This is a genomic window from Streptomyces sp. NPDC049813 (assembly GCF_044465085.1).
Taxonomy (GTDB): Bacteria; Actinomycetota; Actinomycetes; order Streptomycetales; family Streptomycetaceae; genus Streptomyces.
In genome coordinates this window covers 55,925-75,149 of the sequence record NZ_JBITLI010000007.1, presented here as the reverse complement: position 1 = coordinate 75,149, position 19,225 = coordinate 55,925, and the positions used below count along the sequence as shown (strand labels likewise).

19 protein-coding genes are annotated in these 19,225 nt (G+C 73.0%); 9 read left to right on the top strand and 10 right to left on the bottom strand.

Annotated elements, in window-relative coordinates; all coding sequences use genetic code 11:
• Window positions 1–79: 79 nt before the first annotated feature.
• Window positions 80–535: a nitroreductase family deazaflavin-dependent oxidoreductase gene (locus tag ACIBW6_RS16935; RefSeq protein WP_399060158.1), complete on the top strand. Its 456-nt coding sequence runs from the start codon at window positions 80–82 to the stop codon at window positions 533–535.
• A gap of 373 nt (window positions 536–908) precedes the next feature.
• On the opposite strand, the gene ACIBW6_RS16930 is transcribed toward ACIBW6_RS16935, so the two are convergent.
• Window positions 909–2,132 carry a geranylgeranyl reductase family protein gene (locus tag ACIBW6_RS16930; protein WP_399060156.1) on the bottom strand — a complete coding sequence of 408 codons (1,224 nt, stop codon included), beginning with the start codon at window positions 2,130–2,132 and terminating at the stop codon, window positions 909–911.
• A 133-nt stretch (window positions 2,133–2,265) separates the two neighbouring features.
• Between ACIBW6_RS16930 and ACIBW6_RS16925 the strand changes: the two genes are divergently transcribed.
• Window positions 2,266–3,627: a dipeptidase gene (locus tag ACIBW6_RS16925; protein ID WP_399060154.1), complete on the top strand. Its 1,362-nt coding sequence runs from the start codon at window positions 2,266–2,268 to the stop codon at window positions 3,625–3,627.
• 68 nt (window positions 3,628–3,695) lie between these two features.
• A complete protein-coding gene (locus tag ACIBW6_RS16920) occupies window positions 3,696–4,445 on the top strand; it encodes an MBL fold metallo-hydrolase (protein ID WP_399060152.1) in 750 nt (249 codons plus the stop codon).
• Window positions 4,446–4,450: 5 nt separating this feature from the next.
• On the opposite strand, the gene ACIBW6_RS16915 is transcribed toward ACIBW6_RS16920, so the two are convergent.
• Window positions 4,451–5,446 carry an NUDIX domain-containing protein gene (locus ACIBW6_RS16915; RefSeq protein ID WP_399060150.1) on the bottom strand — a complete coding sequence of 332 codons (996 nt, stop codon included), beginning with the start codon at window positions 5,444–5,446 and terminating at the stop codon, window positions 4,451–4,453.
• A gap of 196 nt (window positions 5,447–5,642) precedes the next feature.
• Here ACIBW6_RS16915 and ACIBW6_RS16910 point away from each other — a divergent pair, with 196 nt between their 5' ends.
• From ACIBW6_RS16910 to ACIBW6_RS16895, 4 genes are all read left to right on the top strand, one after another.
• Window positions 5,643–5,819: a hypothetical protein gene (locus ACIBW6_RS16910; protein WP_356493459.1), complete on the top strand. Its 177-nt coding sequence runs from the start codon at window positions 5,643–5,645 to the stop codon at window positions 5,817–5,819.
• Between the two features lie 624 nt (window positions 5,820–6,443).
• Window positions 6,444–6,923 carry an STAS domain-containing protein gene (locus tag ACIBW6_RS16905; RefSeq protein WP_399060148.1) on the top strand — a complete coding sequence of 160 codons (480 nt, stop codon included), beginning with the start codon at window positions 6,444–6,446 and terminating at the stop codon, window positions 6,921–6,923.
• A gap of 80 nt (window positions 6,924–7,003) precedes the next feature.
• Window positions 7,004–7,195, top strand: coding sequence for a CsbD family protein (locus tag ACIBW6_RS16900; RefSeq protein ID WP_399060146.1), 192 nt, complete (start codon window positions 7,004–7,006; stop codon window positions 7,193–7,195).
• A 362-nt stretch (window positions 7,196–7,557) separates the two neighbouring features.
• Window positions 7,558–9,639, top strand: coding sequence for an NPCBM/NEW2 domain-containing protein (locus ACIBW6_RS16895; RefSeq protein ID WP_399060144.1), 2,082 nt, complete (start codon window positions 7,558–7,560; stop codon window positions 9,637–9,639).
• 374 nt (window positions 9,640–10,013) lie between these two features.
• Here ACIBW6_RS16895 and ACIBW6_RS16890 read toward each other — a convergent pair whose 3' ends face one another.
• On the bottom strand, window positions 10,014–10,976 hold the full coding sequence (locus ACIBW6_RS16890; RefSeq protein ID WP_399060142.1) for an ROK family protein: 963 nt from the start codon (window positions 10,974–10,976) through the stop codon (window positions 10,014–10,016).
• A 220-nt stretch (window positions 10,977–11,196) separates the two neighbouring features.
• Between ACIBW6_RS16890 and ACIBW6_RS16885 the strand changes: the two genes are divergently transcribed.
• Window positions 11,197–12,234 carry a LacI family DNA-binding transcriptional regulator gene (locus tag ACIBW6_RS16885; RefSeq protein WP_399060140.1) on the top strand — a complete coding sequence of 346 codons (1,038 nt, stop codon included), beginning with the start codon at window positions 11,197–11,199 and terminating at the stop codon, window positions 12,232–12,234.
• Between the two features lie 117 nt (window positions 12,235–12,351).
• Here the strand turns inward: ACIBW6_RS16885 and ACIBW6_RS16880 are convergent, their stop codons facing one another.
• The 5 genes from ACIBW6_RS16880 to ACIBW6_RS16860 form a co-directional block, all read right to left on the bottom strand.
• On the bottom strand, window positions 12,352–13,650 hold the full coding sequence (locus tag ACIBW6_RS16880; RefSeq protein WP_399060138.1) for a DUF6986 family protein: 1,299 nt from the start codon (window positions 13,648–13,650) through the stop codon (window positions 12,352–12,354).
• Window positions 13,651–13,829: 179 nt separating this feature from the next.
• Entirely contained in the window at window positions 13,830–14,792 is a 963-nt protein-coding gene (locus ACIBW6_RS16875; protein WP_399060136.1) for an electron transfer flavoprotein subunit alpha/FixB family protein, read from the bottom strand.
• Window positions 14,793–14,853: 61 nt separating this feature from the next.
• A complete protein-coding gene (locus ACIBW6_RS16870; protein ID WP_399060134.1) occupies window positions 14,854–15,651 on the bottom strand; it encodes an electron transfer flavoprotein subunit beta/FixA family protein in 798 nt (265 codons plus the stop codon).
• A 238-nt stretch (window positions 15,652–15,889) separates the two neighbouring features.
• Window positions 15,890–16,396, bottom strand: a complete 507-nt coding sequence (locus ACIBW6_RS16865; RefSeq protein WP_399060132.1) for a flavin reductase family protein — start codon at window positions 16,394–16,396, stop codon at window positions 15,890–15,892.
• 192 nt (window positions 16,397–16,588) lie between these two features.
• A complete protein-coding gene (locus ACIBW6_RS16860; protein WP_399060130.1) occupies window positions 16,589–16,909 on the bottom strand; it encodes a TlpA family protein disulfide reductase in 321 nt (106 codons plus the stop codon).
• Between the two features lie 238 nt (window positions 16,910–17,147).
• Between ACIBW6_RS16860 and ACIBW6_RS16855 the strand changes: the two genes are divergently transcribed.
• A complete protein-coding gene (locus ACIBW6_RS16855) occupies window positions 17,148–17,876 on the top strand; it encodes a lysophospholipid acyltransferase family protein (RefSeq protein ID WP_399060128.1) in 729 nt (242 codons plus the stop codon).
• A 9-nt stretch (window positions 17,877–17,885) separates the two neighbouring features.
• On the opposite strand, the gene ACIBW6_RS16850 is transcribed toward ACIBW6_RS16855, so the two are convergent.
• Window positions 17,886–18,572, bottom strand: coding sequence for a B3/4 domain-containing protein (locus ACIBW6_RS16850; RefSeq protein ID WP_399060126.1), 687 nt, complete (start codon window positions 18,570–18,572; stop codon window positions 17,886–17,888).
• Between the two features lie 8 nt (window positions 18,573–18,580).
• Complete coding sequence (locus ACIBW6_RS16845) at window positions 18,581–19,180, bottom strand: transglutaminase domain-containing protein (protein WP_399060124.1); 600 nt, start codon at window positions 19,178–19,180, stop codon at window positions 18,581–18,583.
• Window positions 19,181–19,225: the final 45 nt, after the last annotated feature.

Here is a 19,225-nt window from a genome sequence, read left to right as displayed (position 1 = left end):
TGCTTTGGAGCACCGCACTCGTGCACACTGCTCTCAAGCGAGAGCAGTGCTCTCGAAATGTCACTCCGAGGGGTCCCCGATGACTACGTCCGCGCACGTGCAGAAGCCCGGCTGGTTCACCGTCCACGTCCTGAACCGTTCCGTGGCGTGGCTGACCCGCCGGGGTCTCAGCGTCTGGGGCTCCCGGGTGCTGGCCGTCCGCGGCCGCAAGAGTGGTGCCTGGCGCACCACGCCGGTCAACCTGCTGACCGTCGACGGGCGGTCCTACCTCGTCGCGCCTCGCGGCCACGTGCAGTGGACGCACAACATGCGGGCCGCGGGCGGCGGGGAGCTGCGCCTGGGCAAGAGGGCCGACGCGTTCACCGCCACCGAGGTCGCCGACGACGACAAGCCCGCGCTGCTGCGCGCCTACCTCAAGCGCTGGAAGGCGGAGGTCGGCATCTTCTTCGGCGGGGTCGGCCCGGACTCGTCCGACGCGGAGCTGCGCCGTATCGCCCCCGACCACCCCGTCTTCCGGATCGACATGACGGGCTGAGGGGCTGACGGCGGCGGGCCTATGGGCCGCCGGCTGACGAGCCTCCCGGCCCACGGCCGCCAGCCGACCGACGAGCCTGCCGGCCTGTGCCCACCGACCGACGAAGCTCCCGGCCCACGGCCCACGGCCCGACGAGCTGCTGCCCTGGACGCCGGAGCGCCGAGCCGCCGAGCCGCCGAGCCCATGGCGCCCTGCACCGAGCGCCGAGCTCGAAGCTGCCTGCGCCAAGCGCCTTTGCACCGAGCGACGAGCGACGAGCGTCAGGCTCGAAGCGGCCTACGCCACGCGCCAAGTGCCCTGCGCCGAGCCACAAAAGTCCCGCGCGCCGAGCGCCGATCTCAAAGCCCTCCCGCGCCGAGCGCCGAGCGTCACCTCAGCGCTCCATCCGCGACAGCGCCCGTCCCGCCAGCGGATGGGTCCGCACCAGCTCGCCGAGGGTGGTCGAGCCCCGGGTGATCCGCGCGAACGCGTTCCACGCGGGGCGCAGCCCGGTGATCGCCGCGTGCAGCAGCGCCGGCCGGCGCTCGAAGAGGGTCAGCATGCGCTTGCCGACCGCCATCTCGACGCCGAGCCCGGCCTTGACGGCGAACGCGTAGTTCAGCGCCTGCCTGCGGGCGTCCACCGCGTCGTGCGCCTCGGAGATGCGCACCGCCCACTCCCCCGCGAGCCGCCCCGAGCGCAGGGCGAACGAGATGCCCTCGCGGGTCCAGGGTTCGAGCAGCCCGGCCGCGTCGCCGCAGACCAGGACCCGGCCGCGGGAGAGCGGCGAGTCGTCGGCGCGGCAGCGCGTCAGGTGCCCGGAGGAGACCGCGGGCTCGAACCCGGCGAGTCCGAGCCGGGCGATGAAGTCCTCCAAGTACCGCTTGGTGGCGGCGCCTTCACCCCGGGCGGAGATCACGCCGACGGTCAGCGTGTCGTCCTTGGGGAAGACCCAGCCGTAACTGCCGGGCATGGGTCCCCAGTCGATGAGGACGCGGCCGCGCCAGTCGTCGGCGACCGACTGCGGCACCGGGATCTCCGCCTCCAGGCCCAGGTCGACCTGGTCGAGCTTGACCCCGACGTGTGCCCCTATCCGGCTCGCGCTGCCGTCCGCGCCGACCACGGCGCGGGCCAGGACCGTCTCGCCGTCCTGGAGGACCACGGCGACGGTGCGCCGGTCGGGGACCTCGCTGCCGTGCTGCTCGACGCGGGAGACCGTGGCGCCGGTCCGCAGCTCGGCGCCCGCCTTCTGGGCGTGCTCGACGAGCTGCGCGTCGAACTCGGGCCGGTTGATGAGCCCGAACAGCATGGTCCGCGAGCGCCGGGTGCGCGCGTACTTGCCGTTCAGGGAGAACGTCACCGCGTTCACCCGGTCCTTGAGCGGCAGGTCGAAGCCCGGCGGCAGGGAGTCGCGCGAGGGGCCGATGATGCCGCCGCCGCAGGTCTTGTAGCGCGGCAGCTCCGCCTTCTCCAGGAGCAGGACGCGCCGTCCCGCGACCGCGGCCGCGTACGCGGCGGACGCTCCCGCGGGGCCGGCGCCCACCACGACGACGTCCCACACCTCCATGGCTCGCTCATCGTCCATGTCGTTGCCGCCCGTCGAGTTCTCGCTGCTCACGATGGTCTACTGCTCCCGATCCAGCTGCCTGCCGCACGTTTCCCCCGCATCCTACGGCGGACGCCCCCGTGACCTGCTGTGGGAGGATCATCGGCACACTCTGCACACCGTCGCACCTACGAGGAGCGTGCCCATGTCGCCGCATCCGATCGCCGAGACCGTCGCCGCCCTGCTCCCGCGGGCCAAGGCCGAACTGGCCGAGCTGGTGGCCTTCAAGTCGGTGGCGGACTTCGCTCAGTATCCGAAGAGCGAGAGCGAGGCCGCGGCCGGCTGGGTCGCGGACGCGCTGCGCGCGGAGGGCTTCGAGGACGTGGCGCTGCTCGACACCCCGGACGGCACCCAGTCGGTCTACGGTTTCCTGCCCGGGCCCGCGGGCGCGCCGACCGTGCTGCTGTACGCGCACTACGACGTGCAGCCGCCGCTGGACGAGGAGGCGTGGGTGACGCCGCCGTTCGAGCTGACCGAGCGCGAGGACGGCCGCTGGTACGGGCGCGGCGCCGCAGACTGCAAGGGCGGTGTGCTGCTGCACCTGCTCGCGATCCGCGCCCTGAAGGCGAACGGCGGGGTGCCGGTCGGCGTCAAGGTGATCGCGGAGGGCTCCGAGGAGCAGGGCACCGGCGGCCTGGAGCGCTACGCCGAGCAGCACCCGGAGCTGCTGCGCGCCGACACGATCGTCATCGGCGACGCGGGCAACTTCCGCGTCGGGCTGCCCACCGCGACGGCGACGCTGCGCGGCATGACCCTGGTCCGCGTCGAGATCGACACCCTCGAAGGCAACCTCCACTCCGGCCAGTTCGGCGGCGCCGCCCCCGACGCGCTGGGCGCCCTGGTCCGCGTACTGGACTCGCTGCGCGCCGAGGACGGCTCCACGACCGTCGACGGGCTCGGCTCCGGCGCGGCCTGGGACGGCCTGCAGTACGAGGAGGACGCGTTCCGCAAGGACGCCAAGGTGCTCGACGGGGTCGAGCTGATCGGTTCGGGGACGGTCGCGGACCGCATCTGGGCGCGGCCCGCCGTGACGGTCCTCGGCATCGACTGCCCGCCGGTGGTCGGCGCGACGCCGTCCGTGCAGGCCGGCGCGCGGGCGCTGGTCAGCCTGCGGGTGCCGCCGGGCGCGGACGCCGCCGAGGCGACGAAGCTGCTGATGGCGCACATCGAGTCGCACACCCCGTGGGGTGCGCGCGTCCGGGTCGAGCAGGTCGGCCAGGGCCAGCCGTTCCGCGCGGACACCGCGAGCCCCGCGTACGCGGCGCTGGCCGACGCGATGGCGGAGGCCTACGACGGCCAGGAGATGCAGTACGCGGGTCAGGGCGGCTCGATCCCGCTCTGCAACACGCTCGCCTCGCTCTACCCGCAGGCCGAGATCCTGCTGATCGGTCTCAGCGAGCCGGAGGCGCAGATCCACGCGGTGAACGAGAGCGTGTCGCCCGAGGAGCTGGAGCGGCTGTCGGTGGCGGAGGCGCGCTTCCTCCAGAAGTACGCCGCCGCCAACTGACCCGGCGGTCTCTCTGCTCAGAGCCGAGGAGCACGCGGTCGCGGGGGCGGTGTCCGTACGGTCGGGCCATGACGACCTATGAGCTGACGGACACGATCGACCTCACGCCCCGGCTCCGTCTGCTGCGCTTCCCGGTGGGCCAGGCCTACCTGTGGCGGGACGGCACCGGGCCGGGCGCCGAGCTGACGCTGATCGACGCGGGAGCGGCCGGCGCCGGCCGGCCGCTCGCCCGGGCCGTGCGTGACTGGGGGCACGCCCCCGAGGACGTGCGGCGGATCGTGCTCACGCACTTCCACGAGGACCATGCGGGCGGCGCCGGGGAGTTCGCGCGGCTGAGCGGCGCCGAGGTGTACGCGCACCGGCTCGACGCGCCCTACGTGCGGGGCGAGGCGCCCGGGCCCGAGCCGGTCCTGGAGGAGTGGGAGCGCCCGATCCACGCGCAGGCGCTGGCCCGGCTCCCGCCCCGTCCTGTCCACCCCGAACTGCCGCCGTCCGTACGGGAGGTGGCGGACGGGGACGTCCTGGACTTCGCGGGCGGGGCGCGGGTCGTGGGGGTGCCCGGGCACACCGACGGGTCGATCGGGATCGAACTCGGCCTGCACGGCGTGCTGTTCACCGGCGACGCGGTGGCCGCCTCACCGGTGGACGGGCAGGTGATGCTCGGCGTGTTCAACCGCCGCTCCGAGCAGGCCGTCGCTTCTTTCCACCGGCTGGCCGCACTCGACAGCGACCTGGCCTGCTTCGGCCACGGGGACCCGGTGGTGGGCGGGGCCGCCGCCGTCCTGCGGGCGGCGGCGGCCCGGTACGCCCGCGCCTGACGGGCTCAGCCGACGGGGACTCCGGCCTCCAGGTAGTGCACGGCGCCGCGCTCCCGCGCGCGCAGCGCCCAGCGCAGCCGCTCGAAGCGGACCGGCGGCAGCAGCCCGGCCGCCTCGTTCTCGTCGACGAAGCGCCAGTCCCGCAGCTCGGGGCCGGGCAGCAGGACGTGCCGCGCGGCGTCGTCCGTGAGCCGCCCGCCGTCGAAGAGCAGGCGCAGGCCGCCGTATCGGGGCGGCGCGGGCCGCTCCCAGTCGATGACCAGGAGCCGTGGCACGTCGGCGAGTTGGATGCCGGTCTCCTCGGCGACCTCGCGCATCCCGGCGCGGGCGGGCGCCTCGCCTCGCTCGACGACGCCGCCGGGGAACTCCCAGCCCGGCTTGTAGGTGGGATCGACGAGCAGGACGCGGCCCTGTTCGTCGAAGAGGAGCACGCCCGCGGCGACCGTCTCGGCGCTCGGCTCCGGGGTCTGCACGATGTCGCAGACGGGGGCGGCCCCGGTGCGTACCGCGGCCGCGATGTGGACGGCCGTGTCGTAGGGCGAGAGCGCCCCGTTGTCGACGAGGTAGGCGTCCGCGGTGAGCCAGCCCGCGAGGGCGGCGCGGTAGGGCTCGATGTCGGCGGGGGGTTCGCCACCGGGGTCACGAGCGCGCAGGATCGTTTCCCCTGGAGCGAGGAGCACATGGCACACCGGTATGCGCCGCGCCGCGAGACCGCCGAATATCTCGTCCCGGTACTCCTGGCGCAGCAGCCCCTCCGGGACCACGAGCACCCCGCCCAGCTCGGCCAGCAGGGCCGCCGCGGTGTCCACCACCAGCCGCCGCCAGATCGGCAGTTCCTGGTGGTCGCTCACCTCGGCGAGCCGCTTGGGCGGCAGCAGCCGCTCCAGCCGGTCGTCGATCTCCTCGGGGTCGAAGAGCGTGCAGTTCGGGATCAGATCGCTCAGTTCCCGTGCGGTGGCGGTCTTTCCCGCGCGGGACGCCCCGTTGACCCAGACGATCACGGTTCCCCCTCTTCCGTCGGCCCCCTGAGGCTTGCCCGCAACACCCCGCCACGGAAACCAGGCGCAGATGGGAACGGGCCCGGGCTCTCCGGCGCGGCCCCCGGGCGGCCCGCGCGACCCGGACCGATCACCGCGCCGACCCCGGCGGTTCATAAGTCGGAAGCACATTGTCAGTGCCACGCGCTAGTCTCTTCACATGATCCCCACCGAGAGCCGCGACCCCGTGCGGTCCGCCGACGAGCTGAACGAGCGGATCCGCGGTCTCCTGGCGCGCTCCGGCGGCCGGTTGAGCGAGGCGCAGCGCCGGGAGTACGAGGTGCTGGTCGTGGAGTGGGCGGCCGCGGTCCGTGGCGACATCGTGAAGGCGGCCTGAGCCGGGCGAGGGGCGCGAACGCCGCCGCCAGTCCGGCGGACCGTACTGACACCGGCCCGTGGACAGCCGGGCACCCTGGAGCCGCTCGACCGAGAGCCGCTCAAGGCCCCGCTCAGAGCGCCGCCGCCGGCAGCCGCAGCCTGTCCCCCGCGACCTCGACGATATAGAAGAGCGCGATCAGGCCGGTGCACGCAGGACAGGAGGGCGGGCCGGGAGGCCGGGGTGTCCGCCGCTGCCCGGCGGCGGTTCACCGGCCCATGTCCGGCCTCCCGGGGTCCGCACTGCGCAGTCAAGCGCAGCCGCCCGGCGGGCAGAAGCGTGTGCGCGGACGCCGTCGCGGCATGCCGCGCACACGGGGTGTGCGCCGGTCACACCCCCTGGGAGCGCGGGACCCTGCGGAGCCCGGCACAAGCTTGAGAAGTCAAGGATTCCTGCCGCGATTCACCCCATCAAGTGATGTGGGACAACCGGGAACCGGGACACCCCTCCACGCCCCGAATCCTGCGGATACCGTGGCCGCCCAGGCGCCCCGGCCCCCGGCGACCTCCCCAAAGCGTTCGCGCGACTCATGCGGCAGCGCGGGCGGCTCCCGGAGCCGTCCGCGTCCTCGGCCCGGGGGGACCGATGCGACAAGGCAACCAACAGGACCACGTCTCCGACGACCGCGGCGACCGCGGCGACTTCGGCGGCTTCGGCTACACATACGGCGACACCGCCGCCGGAATGCGAGGCGGCGAGCAATTCCCGCACTCACCAGGGGAATTCCTGCACCCGCCGGTGGTGCGCACCCCCGGCGACTGCGCCGTCGTCGAGCTTTCCGGCGAGATCGACCTGCTCGCCCTCCAGCGGATGGCGCCGCTGATCGACGCCGTGGCGGCGGGACCGTACCGCGTCGTGGCGATCGACCTGACCGGCACCACGTTCTTCGACTGCTCCGGGCTCAGCCTGCTGGCACGCGCCCACCGCGGGGCCACCGAGCGGGGCGCCCGGGTCGCCGTGGTCTGCCGGCACCGGCTGACACTGCGCGTCATCGCGCTCTCCGGCCTGACCGAGGCGGTCGCTCCGGTGGCCACGGTGGAGGAGGCGCTGCGTCCGTCACCGTGAGTACCGGCTCCGGATGCGGGCGCATGGAAACGCTCCTAGCGTGGCACTCGTCCCCCAGCTGACCAACCGAGGAGCCGACGATGGGCGAGAGCGCCATGGACAAGGCCAAGGGCAAGGCCAAGGAGATGGCCGGCAAGGCCACCGGCAACGAGCGCATGAAGTCCGAGGGCAAGGTCGACCAGGCCAAGAGCAAGGCGCGCGACGCGGTCAAGAACACGCGCGACAAGGCCGACGGCGCCCGCGACTCCCTGCGCGACGACGACAACCGGTAGTCGAGCGGCCGCAGGTGCCCCCTCGGTGACGAGGGGGCACCGGCATGTTCGGGACCCGGTGGCGCAGGGCGACCGGTGGACCACCACCGGACAGCTCCGATGTCCTGGCGCGGGACGTGGCGCGGCCGCCGCCGGGCGCAGAACCACGCGACATCCCCACCGCGGGCCCGCCAACCCAACACAACCGAACGCAAGAGTCGGCCCCCGCCCGTCCCAGACGGCGGCACAGTGCCCGCTGACGCGCTCCGGACCGATCGCGACGCGACCTCTTCCAACAGACTCCAACACGGCCTACCGTAAACGCGCGTCCGTGACGCGTACATGCAGTAGCCCTGTTCTCGGGAGTACGGAGGAACGTCACCATGCGTCGTCTTCCCATCCGCACCACCGGAACCGTCCGGCGAAGAGTCGTCGGAGCGCTGGCCGCGGCCGCGCTCTGCGCCGCCGGGGCCGTGGCGGTCCCCGCGTCCGCCGCCTCCGCCGAGTCCGCCACAGAGCCCAAAGGGGCCACCGAGGCCGCCCCCGCGTCCGCGGCGGCGCCCGCCCTCGACGACGGCCTGGCCCTCACCCCGCCCATGGGCTTCAACAACTGGAACTCCACGCACTGCCGGGCCGAGTTCGACGAGGCGATGGTGGAGGGCATCGCCGACCTGTTCGTCGAGAAGGGCCTCAAGGACGCCGGGTACCAGTACGTGAACCTGGATGACTGCTGGGCCCTGCCCGCACGCGACGCGGACGGCAAACTGGTGCCCGACCCGGAGCGCTTCCCGGGCGGCATCAAGGCCGTCGCGGACTACGTCCACTCCAAGGGGCTCAAGCTCGGCATCTACACCAGCGCCGGCACGAAGACCTGTAGCGACGTGGGCTTCCCCGGCGCGCTGGGGCACGAGTACAGCGACGCGCAGCAGTTCGCCGACTGGGGCGTCGACTACCTCAAGTACGACAACTGCAACAACCAGGGCGTCGACGCCCGGCAGCGGTACACGACGATGCGCGACGCCCTGCGCGCCACCGGCCGGCCCATCGTCTACAGCATCTGCGAGTGGGGCGAGAACAAGCCCTGGGAGTGGGCCGGCGACCTCGGACACCTGTGGCGCACCACCGGTGACATCAGCGACAGCTGGGGCTCGATGCTCTCGCTGCTGAAGCAGAACCTGCCGCTCGCACCGTACGCGGGTCCCGGCCACTGGAACGACCCGGACATGCTGGAGGTCGGCAACGGCGGCATGACGGAGACCGAGTACCGCACGCACTTCTCGATGTGGTCGATCATGGCGTCGCCCCTGCTCATCGGGACGGATCTGCGCACCGCCTCCGACGCGACCTACGACATCCTCGCCAACCGCGACGTCATCGCCGTGGACCAGGACCCGCTGGGCAAGCAGGGCTCCGTCGTCGCGTCCGAGGGCGGCGGCTGGGTCGTGTCGAAGGAGATGAAGGACGGCAGCCGCGCCGTCGCCCTGTTCAACGAGACGGGCTCCTCGCGGCGCGTCGCCACCACGGCGCGGGCCGTCGGGCTGCCCGCCGCGCCCGCGTACGTCGCCCGCGACCTGTGGCAGCACAAGAGCTTCAACACCGCGGGCACCCTCGCGGCGACGGTCCCGGCGCACGGCACGGTGCTGCTGCGCGTCGCGGCGGACCCGAAGTGGGCCGCGCATCCGCCGGCCGCCGAACTCGGCCTCGGCGACGCGGTGTTCGTGGAGCCGGGCGCGGCCGCGCAGGCCGTCGCCACCTTCACGAACCTCGGCCGCACCGCCGCCCGCGACGTCACCGTCTCCCTGCGCGGCCCGGCGGGCCAGGACTGGAAGGTCGCGGCGAACGGGCCGACGAAGGCACCCGCGGTGCCGGGCGGCGCGGCCCTGCGCAGCCGGTGGACGGTGCGCGCACCCGCGGACGCGGCCACCGGCTCCTACGACCTGACGCTGCGGGCCACCTACCGCTCGCCGCAGGGCACCAGGGTCACCAGTACGGTCCCGGTGACGGCGTCCGTGGCGACGGCGCCGCCCGGCGGCACCTCGGCCCTGGGCGACCTGCCCTGGCTCGCGGCCACCAACGGTTACGGGCCTGTGGAGCGCGACACCAGCAACGGTGAGAGCGCCGCGGGCGACGGCGGCCCGCTCACGGTCGGCGGCGTGGTGTTCGCCAAGGGCCTGGGCGTCCACGCGGCCAGTTCCGTGGACTTCTATGCGGCCCGTTCGTGCGAGCGCGTGACGGCGCAGGTCGGTGTCGACGACGAGAAGGGCACGAAGGGCACGGTCGCGTTCGAGGTGTGGGCCGACGACACCCTGGTCGCGTCGACCGGCGTACGCACCAACTCCGATGCCCCGCAAGCCCTTTCGGCCGATGTGACGGGCGCTCAGGTGATCCGCCTGGTGGTCACCGACGGCGGCGACGGCATCGACTCCGACCACGCGGACTGGGGGGACCCGCACCTGACCTGCTGACCCCGCACCCGGCGCGGACGAGAGCGCGTGTACCTCGCCGCCCCGTTCCGCCCCGACGCCGGTGGGGGCTGGCCGCGCAGTTCCCCGCGCCCCTGAGGCAGCGGCCCCTGAGGCAGCGGTGAAGCCGCAAGCCTCCAGGGGCGCGGGGAACTGCGCGAGAGCCCCCACCGAAGCCGCGGACGAAGACGAGAGCGCACGCAGTGCGCCTCTCAGGGGCGCGGGGAACGGCGCGAGAAGCCCCACCGCCCGCAGCCGACAAACAGGGGCGCACGCAGTGCGCCTCTCAGGGGCGCCGGGAACTGCGCGACCAGCCCCCACCGGCGCCGCAGCCGGGAACGCACCCCCACCGAACCCGCGGACGAACGGAACCGCCCTCAAACCGCCTGCGGATGCGTCTCGTTCAGGGCGGAGCCGGACCGCAGGGCCGCGGCCGCCGCGCCCACCAGCCCCGCGTCGGTGCCCGTCGACGCCGGGGCCACCGTGAGCCGCTGCACGAAGGAGAGCGTGGCGTAGTCGCGCAGCGCGCGGCGCAGTGGGGCGAACAGGACGTCGCCCGCCTTCGCCACCCCCCCGCCGATCACCGCGATGTCGATCTCGACGAGCGTCGCGGTCGCCGCGATTCCGGCCGCGAGGGCCTGCGCCGCGCGCTCGAAGGAGGCGACGGCCACCCGGTCGCCGGCCTGCGCCGCGCGGGCCACCGCCGCGGCGGACGCGTCGCCGTCGGGCCCGGGGCGCCAGCCGTCGGCGAGCGCCCGGCGGGCGATGTTCGGACCGCTGGCGATGCGCTCGACGCAGCCGCGCGCGCCGCACGGGCACGGGTCGCCATCCAGGTCGACGCTGATGTGGCCGATGTGCCCGGCGTTGCCCGTGGGGCCGGGGTGGAGCTGACCGCCCAGAATGAGGCCGCCGCCGACCCCGGTGGAGACCACCATGCACAGCGCGTTGTCATGTCCCTGGGCCGCGCCCTGCCAGTGCTCGGCCGCCGTCATGGCGACGCCGTCCCCGACGAGCTCGACGGGCAGCCCGCCCGCGATCTGCCGGACCCGCTCGACCAGCGGGAAGCCGCGCCACCCCGGCACGTTCACCGGGCTGACGGTGCCGGCCGAGCGGTCCACGGGCCCCGCGCTGCCGATCCCGACGGCCCGGGCCCGGGGCCACAGCTCGCCGACCGTCAGCTCGGTCAGGACCGCGTCCACGGCACCCATCACCGTCTCACCGTCCTCCTGCGCGGGAGTCGGCCGCTGCGCCCGCGCCAGGATGCGGCCCTGGTCGTCCACGAGGGCGCCGGCGATCTTGGTGCCGCCGATGTCGAGCGCGGCGACGAGGTCCATGTGCATCAGTGTCAGATCCCCTGGAGAAAAGGCAGGTCGGAGAAGGAAAGTCTAGGAAGCAAAGAAGAGCGGTGGACAGTCTCCCTCGCATCTGACAACGTTGTCCAGGCCCTATGCTCGACGCCACACGCCCGTACAGGATGATGAACCCTGTTGAATCGGGTCACGTCACCTCTGCGGGGTGGCCGGCTTCCCCGGCAGCGACGACAGGACAGGACAGCGCATAGTGGACCGCACCGCCCGCCGCACCGAGAACCGCTACGGCAATCGCCCGACCATGAAGGACGTCGCCGCGCGCGCAGGGGTGGGCCTGAAGACGGTCTCCCGGGTCGTCAACGGCGAGCCGGGCGTCACGCCGGACACCGAGCGCCGCGTCCAGGAGGCGATCGCCGCGCTGGGGTTCCGGCGCAACGACAGCGCGCGGGTCCTGCGCAAGGGGCGTACGGCCAGCATCGGTCTCGTCCTGGAGGATCTGGCGGACCCGTTCTACGGCCCGCTCAGCCGCGCCGTCGAGGAGGTCGCCCGGGCACACGGCGCGCTGCTGATCAACGGCTCCAGCGCGGAGGACCCCGAGCGCGAGCAGGAGCTGGTGCTCGCGCTGTGCGCGCGCCGGGTGGACGGCCTCGTCGTGATCCCGGCCGGGGACGACCACCGCTATCTGGAACCGGAGATCGCGGCCGGCGTGGCGACCGTGTTCGTGGACCGGCCCGCCGGCCGGATCGACGCGGACGTCGTGCTCTCCGACAGCTTCGGCGGCGCCCGGGACGGCGTCGCGCACCTCATCGCGGGCGGCCACCGGCGCATCGGCTTCATCGGCGACCAGCCGCGCATCCACACGGCCGCGGAGCGCCTGCGCGGGTACCGGGCGGCGATGGAGGACGCGGGGATACCGGTCGACGAGCGGTGGATGTCGCTGGGCGTCACCGATCCCGAGCGGGTGCGGCGCGCCGCGGAGGAGATGCTGAAGGGGCAGGAGCCGGTCACGGCGATCTTCGCGGGCAACAACCGCGTGACGGTGACGGTGGTGCGGGTCCTGGCCGAGCTCGACCGGCGGGTCGCCCTGGTGGGCTTCGACGACATCGAGCTGGGCGATCTGCTCCGGCCGGGGGTCACCGTGGTCGCGCAGGACGCGGCGCAGCTGGGCCGGACGGCGGCCGAGCGGCTGTTCCGCCAGCTGGACGGGGTGGCGCTGCTGCCGGAGCGCATCGAGCTGCCGACGCGGCTGATCCAGCGCGGCTCCGGGGAGATCCCGCCCGCGCGGTGACCGGCTCCAGATGACGCCTCCGCGGCCGCTGCCGCACCGGCGCCGAGGACGGAAGAAGGCCCTGGCGGCTTCCCCGAGGGGAAGCCGCCAGGGCCTTTGCGTCGTCGTCCCGGCCGGCTACGCGGTCGTGGCCGTCAGGTCGCCGCGGCGCGGCCCGGCGTACCCCTCCAGGTCGGCCCGGGTCAGGCCGCTGAGGCGGGCCACCTCGGCGACGTCGAGCGCACCACAGTCCAGGCCGCGCAGCAGGTACCCGGCGAGCGCCTTGGCGGTGGCGGGCTCGTCGGCGATGTCGCCGGCGGTCTGGTGCGCGTAGGCGGCGAGGCGGGCGGCGGCCTGCTCGAAGCCCTCGCGGTAGAAGGCGAAGACGGCGGCGTACCGCGTCGGGATGTGGCCCGGGTGCATGTCCCAGCCCTGGTAGTAGGCGCGGGCGAGGGCGCGGCGCGTGAGGCCGTAGTGCAGGCGCCAGGCGTCGTGGACCTTGGCGGTGGGGCCGACGGGCAGCACGTTCGTCGAACCGTCGGAAACCCGCACCCCGGTGCCGGCGGCGGCGACCTGCATGACGGCCTTCGCGTGGTCGGCGGCCGGGTGGTCGCTGGCCTGGTACGCGGCGGAGACGCCGAGGCAGGCGCTGTAGTCGAAGGTGCCGTAGTGCAGCCCGGTCGCGCGCCCCTCGGCGGCGTCGATCATGCGGGCCACCGCGGCGGTGCCGTCGGCGGCGAGGATGGACTGGCTGGTCTCGATCTGGATCTCGAAGCCGAGCCGCCCGGCGTCCAGGGAGTGGCTCTTCTCGAAGGCCTCCAGGAGCCGGACCATCGCCGTGACCTGCTCGGGGTAGGTGACCTTGGGCAGTGTCAGGACGAGCCCGTCGGGCAGACCGCCGTGCTCCATCAGACCGGTGAGGAAGATGTCGAGCGTGCGGATGCCGCGGTCGCGGACCGGCGCCTCCATGCACTTCATGCGGATGCCCATGTACGGGGCGGCGGTCCCCTGCGCGTACGCCTCCGCGATGACGCGCGCGGCCCGCGCGGCCGTCTCGTCCTCGTCCGCGGAGGAGGCGGGCCGGTAGCCGTCCTCGAAGTCCACGCGCAGGTCCTCGACGGGCTCGCGCTCCAGCTTCGCCCGTACGCGGCTGTACACGGGCTCGGCGAACGCGTCGCTCAGCCCGAGGACCCCGGCGAACGAGGCGGCGTCCGGGGCGTGCTCGTCGAGCTGCGCGAGGGCCTGGTCGCCCCAGGAGCGGATCGTGCCCGCGTCGAAGGCGTCACCGGGGACGTAGACCGTGTGGACCGGCTGCCGGGTTCCTGGGTCTCCGGGGTAGCGGCGGCCCAGCTCCGCGTCGACCGGGGCGAGTGAGGCGCTGATGCCCTCGCTGACCGCGCCCGCGAGGCTCGTCGACACCTTCTCCTGCTGACCCATTCCTGCACCCTCCATACGCTCACGTTTTCCGCTTCACGGAATCAACAATCCGTATAGCGAAGTTAACCGGCGGGGTGTTCGGCGTCAATGGCCCTCTCGCATGGTCCCGGTACGCGGACGGGGCCGCGCGGCGATGAACGCCACACGGCCCCGTCGGCAGGTCCGCCTGCCCGGTGAGCTCAGCCCTTGCGGGTCTTGACCTCGTCAGTGAGCTGCGGGACGACGTCGAAGAGGTCGCCGACGACGCCGTAGTCGACGAGGTCGAAGATCGGGGCCTCGGCGTCCTTGTTGACGGCGACGATCGTCTTCGAGGTCTGCATGCCGGCCCGGTGCTGGATCGCGCCGGAGATGCCGTTGGCGATGTACAGCTGCGGCGAGACGGCCTTGCCGGTCTGACCGACCTGGTTGGAGTGCGGGTACCAGCCGGCGTCCACCGCGGCGCGCGAGGCGCCCACGGCCGCGCCCAGCGAGTCGGCGAGCGCCTCGATGATCGCGAAGTTCTCGGCGCCGTTGACGCCCCGGCCGCCGGAGACCACGATCGCGGCCTCGGTCAGGTCCGGGCGGCCCGTCGACTCGCGCGGCGTGCGCGAGGTGACCTTCGTCCCCTTCGCGGCGTCCGAGAAGGAGACCGACAGGGCCTCGACCGCACCGGCGGCCGGGGCCGCCTCGACCGCGGTGGAGTTGGGCTTGACCGTGATCACCGGGGTGCCCGTGGAGATGCGGGACTTGGTGGTGTAGGACGCGGCGAACACCGACTGGGTCGCGACCGGGCCCTCGTCCCCGGCCTCCAGGTCGACGGCGTCGGTGATGACACCGGACTTGATGCGCAGCGCCAGCCGCGCCGCGACCTCCTTGCCCTCCGCGGAGGACGGGATCAGCACGGCGACCGGGGAGACGGCCTCGACGGCGGCCTGCAGCGCCTCGACCTTCGGCACGGCCAGGTAATCGGCGTACTCGGCCGACTCGTCCGTGAGGACCTTGACCGCGCCGTGCTCGGCGAGCGCGGCCTGCGTGCCCGCGGCACCGGCGCCGAGGGCGACGGCGACCGGGTCACCGATGCGGCGGGCCAGGGTCAGCAGTTCGAGGGTGGGCTTGCGGACGGCACCGTCCACGTGGTCGACGTAGACCAGAACTTCAGCCATGGGACTTCAATCTCCTGCAACAAAGGAAGGTGGGGTGGACTTGCCGGAACGGCCGAAGCTGCTAGATGAACTTCTGGCCAGCGAGGAACTCGGCGAGCTGCTTGCCGCCCTCACCCTCGTCCTTCACGATCGTGCCCGCGGTGCGCGCCGGACGCTCGGCGGCCGACTCGACCTTCGTCCAGGCGCCCTCCAGACCGACCTCTTCGGCCTCGATGTCCAGGTCGGACAGGTCCCAGGACTCCACCGGCTTCTTCTTCGCCGCCATGATCCCCTTGAACGACGGGTAGCGGGCCTCGCCGGACTGGTCCGTCACCGAGACGACGGCTGGCAGCGCGGCCTCCAGCTGCTCGGAGGCGGTGTCGCCGTCGCGGCGGCCGGTCACCTTGCCGCCCTCGACGGCCACCTCGGACAGCAGCGTGACCTGCGGCACACCCAGCCGCTCGGCGAGCAGCGCCGGCACGATGCCCATCGTGCCGTCCGTCGAGGCCATGCCCGAGACCACGAGGTCGTAGCCGGCCTTCTCGATCGCCTTCGCCAGCACCAGCGAGGTACCGATCGCGTCCGTACCGTGCAGGTCGTCGTCCTCGACGTGGATCGCCTTGTCCGCGCCCATCGACAGCGCCTTGCGCAGCGCGTCCTTCGCGTCCTCGGGACCCACCGTCAGGACGGTGATCTCCACGTCGTCGCCCGCTTCTCGTCGTACTTCCGAGATCTGCAGCGCCTGCTCCACCGCGTACTCGTCCAGCTCCGACAACAGCCCGTCCACGTCATCACGGTCGACGGTCAGGTCATCAGCGAAGTGCCGGTCGCCGGTGGCGTCGGGCACGTACTTCACAGTGACAACGATCCTCAAGCTCACGCCGGCTCTCCTACTGCAATCGTCTTGTACTTCGCGACTTATGCTGCTGCGGCTGACAGCACCTTCTTGCAGGCAGCATAGGCGCCTGAAGCGGACTCCTCCGGTCGGGGCGGCCCGCGCTCCGAACGAAATATTACTCGTCAGTACACCCAGTTCATGCCCGCTGAGCAAGCGCTTTGAACTGTGACCTTCCCAACGCCCCGCAGCCGTGCGCCAGCAGGCACTTCCGGCGCGTCGCTCAGTCCCGCAGCCCGTTGAAACGGCCCTGGTGGTACAGGAGCGGGCGCCCGTCTCCCGCCGGGTCACCGCAGACCGCCTCGGCGAGCACGATCCGGTGGTCCCCGGCGGGTACCCGCGCGATGACCTTGCAGACGAGCCAGGCGAGGACGCCGTCGAGGACGGGGACCCCCTCGGGGCCCTCGTGCCAGCGGGTGGGGGCGGCGAAGCGGTCGGCTCCGCTGCGGGCGAACGTGCCGGCGAGGTCGGCCTGGTGCTCGCCGAGTATGTGCACGCCGACGTGGCCGGCCTCGGCGACGGTGGGCCAGCTGGAGGCGGCGAGGCCGATGCCGAACGAGACGACCGGGGGCTCGGCGGAGACGGAGGTGAGGGAGGTGGCGGTGAAGCCCACGGGGGCGTCGCCCGCCGCCGTGATCACCGCGACGCCCGCGGCGTGCCGGCGGAAGACCGAGCGCAGGAGGTCGGGGGTGGCGGGCCGGGCGGCGCGCAGGTCGGGTGTGGCCGTCATGGAGTTGTCCTTCTGCCGGAGGGTTCGAGCGGGGTCCGTGGCTGCGTCAGGAAGCAGGACAGCGCGCGCTCGAACAGCGGGCCAGGTCGACGTGGACCCGCTGGAAGAGAAGGAGTTCATGAAGCATACGGTCAGACTGACGATAGGTGGTGCGTGCAGTCAAGCGCGTTCCGTCATCCGGGAAGCCGCCTCTCAGACCGCTTGCCCCAGCGCTGCGATGACATCCGCCTTGCGGGGCTGCCCCGCGGCGCGGCGTACTTCGCGGCCGTCCGCGGCCAGGACCAGGACGGTCGGGGTGCGCTCGACGCCGGTGCGGCGGACGAGGTCGAGTCTGTCCTCGGCGTCGATCTCGATGTGCCGGACGCCGGGGACCAGTGCGGCGACCTCGGCGAGGACACGCCGGGTGGCCCGGCAGGGCGCGCAGAACGCGCTGGAGAACTGGACGAGCGTGGCCCGCTCCCCCAGTTCCGCGCCCAACTGCTTGGCGTCGAACGTCATTTCACCGACCGCCATCCCACACCTCCTGAATCCACCCTTTCCCCAGCAGCGTCACGACGCCACGCGCTATTCCCGCCCACGTGACGAGGATCTCGCGCACGGACGGAACCAGGGCTGGTCAGTCGGCCGTTCTTGGGGCACGATCTGCGCAAGCCGGAAAACCTACGGCTGCGTAACTTACCGCCGGGAGCCACCTCCTCCGGAATCCTCCGGAAGAAACTCCCCACGGCAATAAGAAGGGTCCACCCCCTCCATGGCAGAGCTCGTCTACCGTCCGGTCATCGGCGCCGCCAAAACGATGTTCAAGGCGCTCGACCTGAAGATCGACTGCAAGGGCTCGGAGAACATTCCGCGCTCGGGCGGAGCCGTCCTGGTCAGCAATCACATCAGCTACCTGGACTTCATCTTCGACGGCCTCGCAGCCCTGCCCCAGAAGCGGCTGGTCCGCTTCATGGCGAAGGAGTCGGTGTTCCGGCACAAGATCTCCGGCCCGCTCATGCGCAGCATGAAGCACATTCCCGTCGACCGCGCCCAGGGCGAGCACGCGTACCAGCACGCCCTGCGGTCGCTGCGCTCCGGCGAGGTCATCGGCGTCTTCCCGGAGGCGACGATCTCCGAGTCGTTCACGCTCAAGAGCTTCAAGACGGGCGCCGTGCGCCTCGCGCAGGAGGCCGGGGTCCCGCTGATCCCGATGGCGCTGTGGGGCACCCAGCGCGTGTGGACCAAGGGGCGTCCGCGCAACTTCAAGCGGCAGCACATCCCGGTCACGATCCGGGTGGGCGAGGCCCTGGAGGCGCCGCGCGACCAGTACGCCGGGGCGATCACCCGCCGGCTGCGCGAGCGGGTGCAGGAGCTCCTCGAAGCGGCGCAGCGCGCCTATCCGGTACGCCCCAAGGGCCCGGACGACACGTGGTGGATGCCCGCGCACCTCGGCGGGACGGCCCCGACCCCCGAAGAGGTCCGGGCCGCCGAGGCGGGCTGACGCCGGGGCTCAGAGCGCCGCGCCGACGCTGAGCCGGGCGCCGGGGCTGACCTGCCGCAGGAGCTCGGCCAGCTCGGCGGCGGCCGCGTCCAGGCCCGCGTGCGCGCCCATGCCCTCCAGCAGGAACAGGGCGTCGACGGAGGTGTCGGTGAGCCGGGTGCGGGTGCCCTGCCGCCAGTTCCAGCGGCGGCAGGTGACGCCCTCGTCGTCGCACCACACGACCTCGCCCGTGTCCGGGTGCTCGACGACCTGCTCGCCTGCGGCGGCGGTCACGAAGTCCTCGGTACCGGCGGCCCGCACGAGCCGCATCCCGCCCCGGATGCGGCCGAGGTCCTCGCCGCCGACCGGGATCAGATGGGCGACGCTGACGGCGTTGTAGACGTCCACCAGTGCGTTGACGCGCGGCAGCCCGCCGTCGGCGAGGGCCCGCCGGGCGAGCGCCTCCGCGGAGTTGCGCGTGCGGTTGGGCTTGGCGCCGAACGCGGTGTACGCGGCGCGCCAGGCCGCCATGTGCGGGTCCTCGTGCGGGGCGCGGCCGTCGAGCCGTCCGGCCAGCCGGCGCGCCGCGTCGTCGAGCAGGGCCGCCGTCCGCGGGGTGCTGGGCGCGTTCGTGAGTCCGTGCGCCTCGACGGCGACGTGGTGGAAGTCCGGGGCGATCGTCCGGACGTCGTCGGAGACGGTGAGCTGGAGGGGCATGGCCTGCCTTACGGGTCGAGCGAGTCGGGGAGGTGCTCCCAGAGGTACGGGCGGTCCGGGGAGCGGCGCAGGACGTCGAGCACCGCCGGATGGGGTGCATCGAAGAGTACCGGATAGTCCATCTCATTGGACTCGACGTCGGGCACCCAGGCGAGCCGCTCACCATCCAGGGAGAACTGGGCGTCGACGCCCGGCTTGTTGCCCCGCGGGTCCTGCCGGTGCCACGCGCCGCGGAACCGGACGGCGACCAGGCCGTGCAGGCACCAGCCCGTCCCCGCGTCGTGCGTGAGCCGCTGGTAGCACAGGGCCGTGGGGATGTCCTCGGCGCGCAGCAGCGCGGCGAGGGCGTGCGCCTTGGCGTGGCAGATGCCGGTGTGCTGCTCCAGGACGTCGGAGGCCCGCCAGGTGACCCGCAGGTCACCGCTGTCGGCCGAGTGCACGACGGTGTCGCGGACGAACTCGTAGGCGGCGCGCGCGTACGCGTAGGAGTCGGCGGCGCCCTTCGCGAGGCGCGCGGCCGTCTCCCGCACCAGCGGGTGGTGGTGGTCGACGGCCTCGTCCGCGGCCAGATAGGCCGACAGGTCGGGGTTCTGCTGGATCAGCTGCATGGCACGGGAGCATAGGAACGCGACCGGCCACCGTCAATACATTTA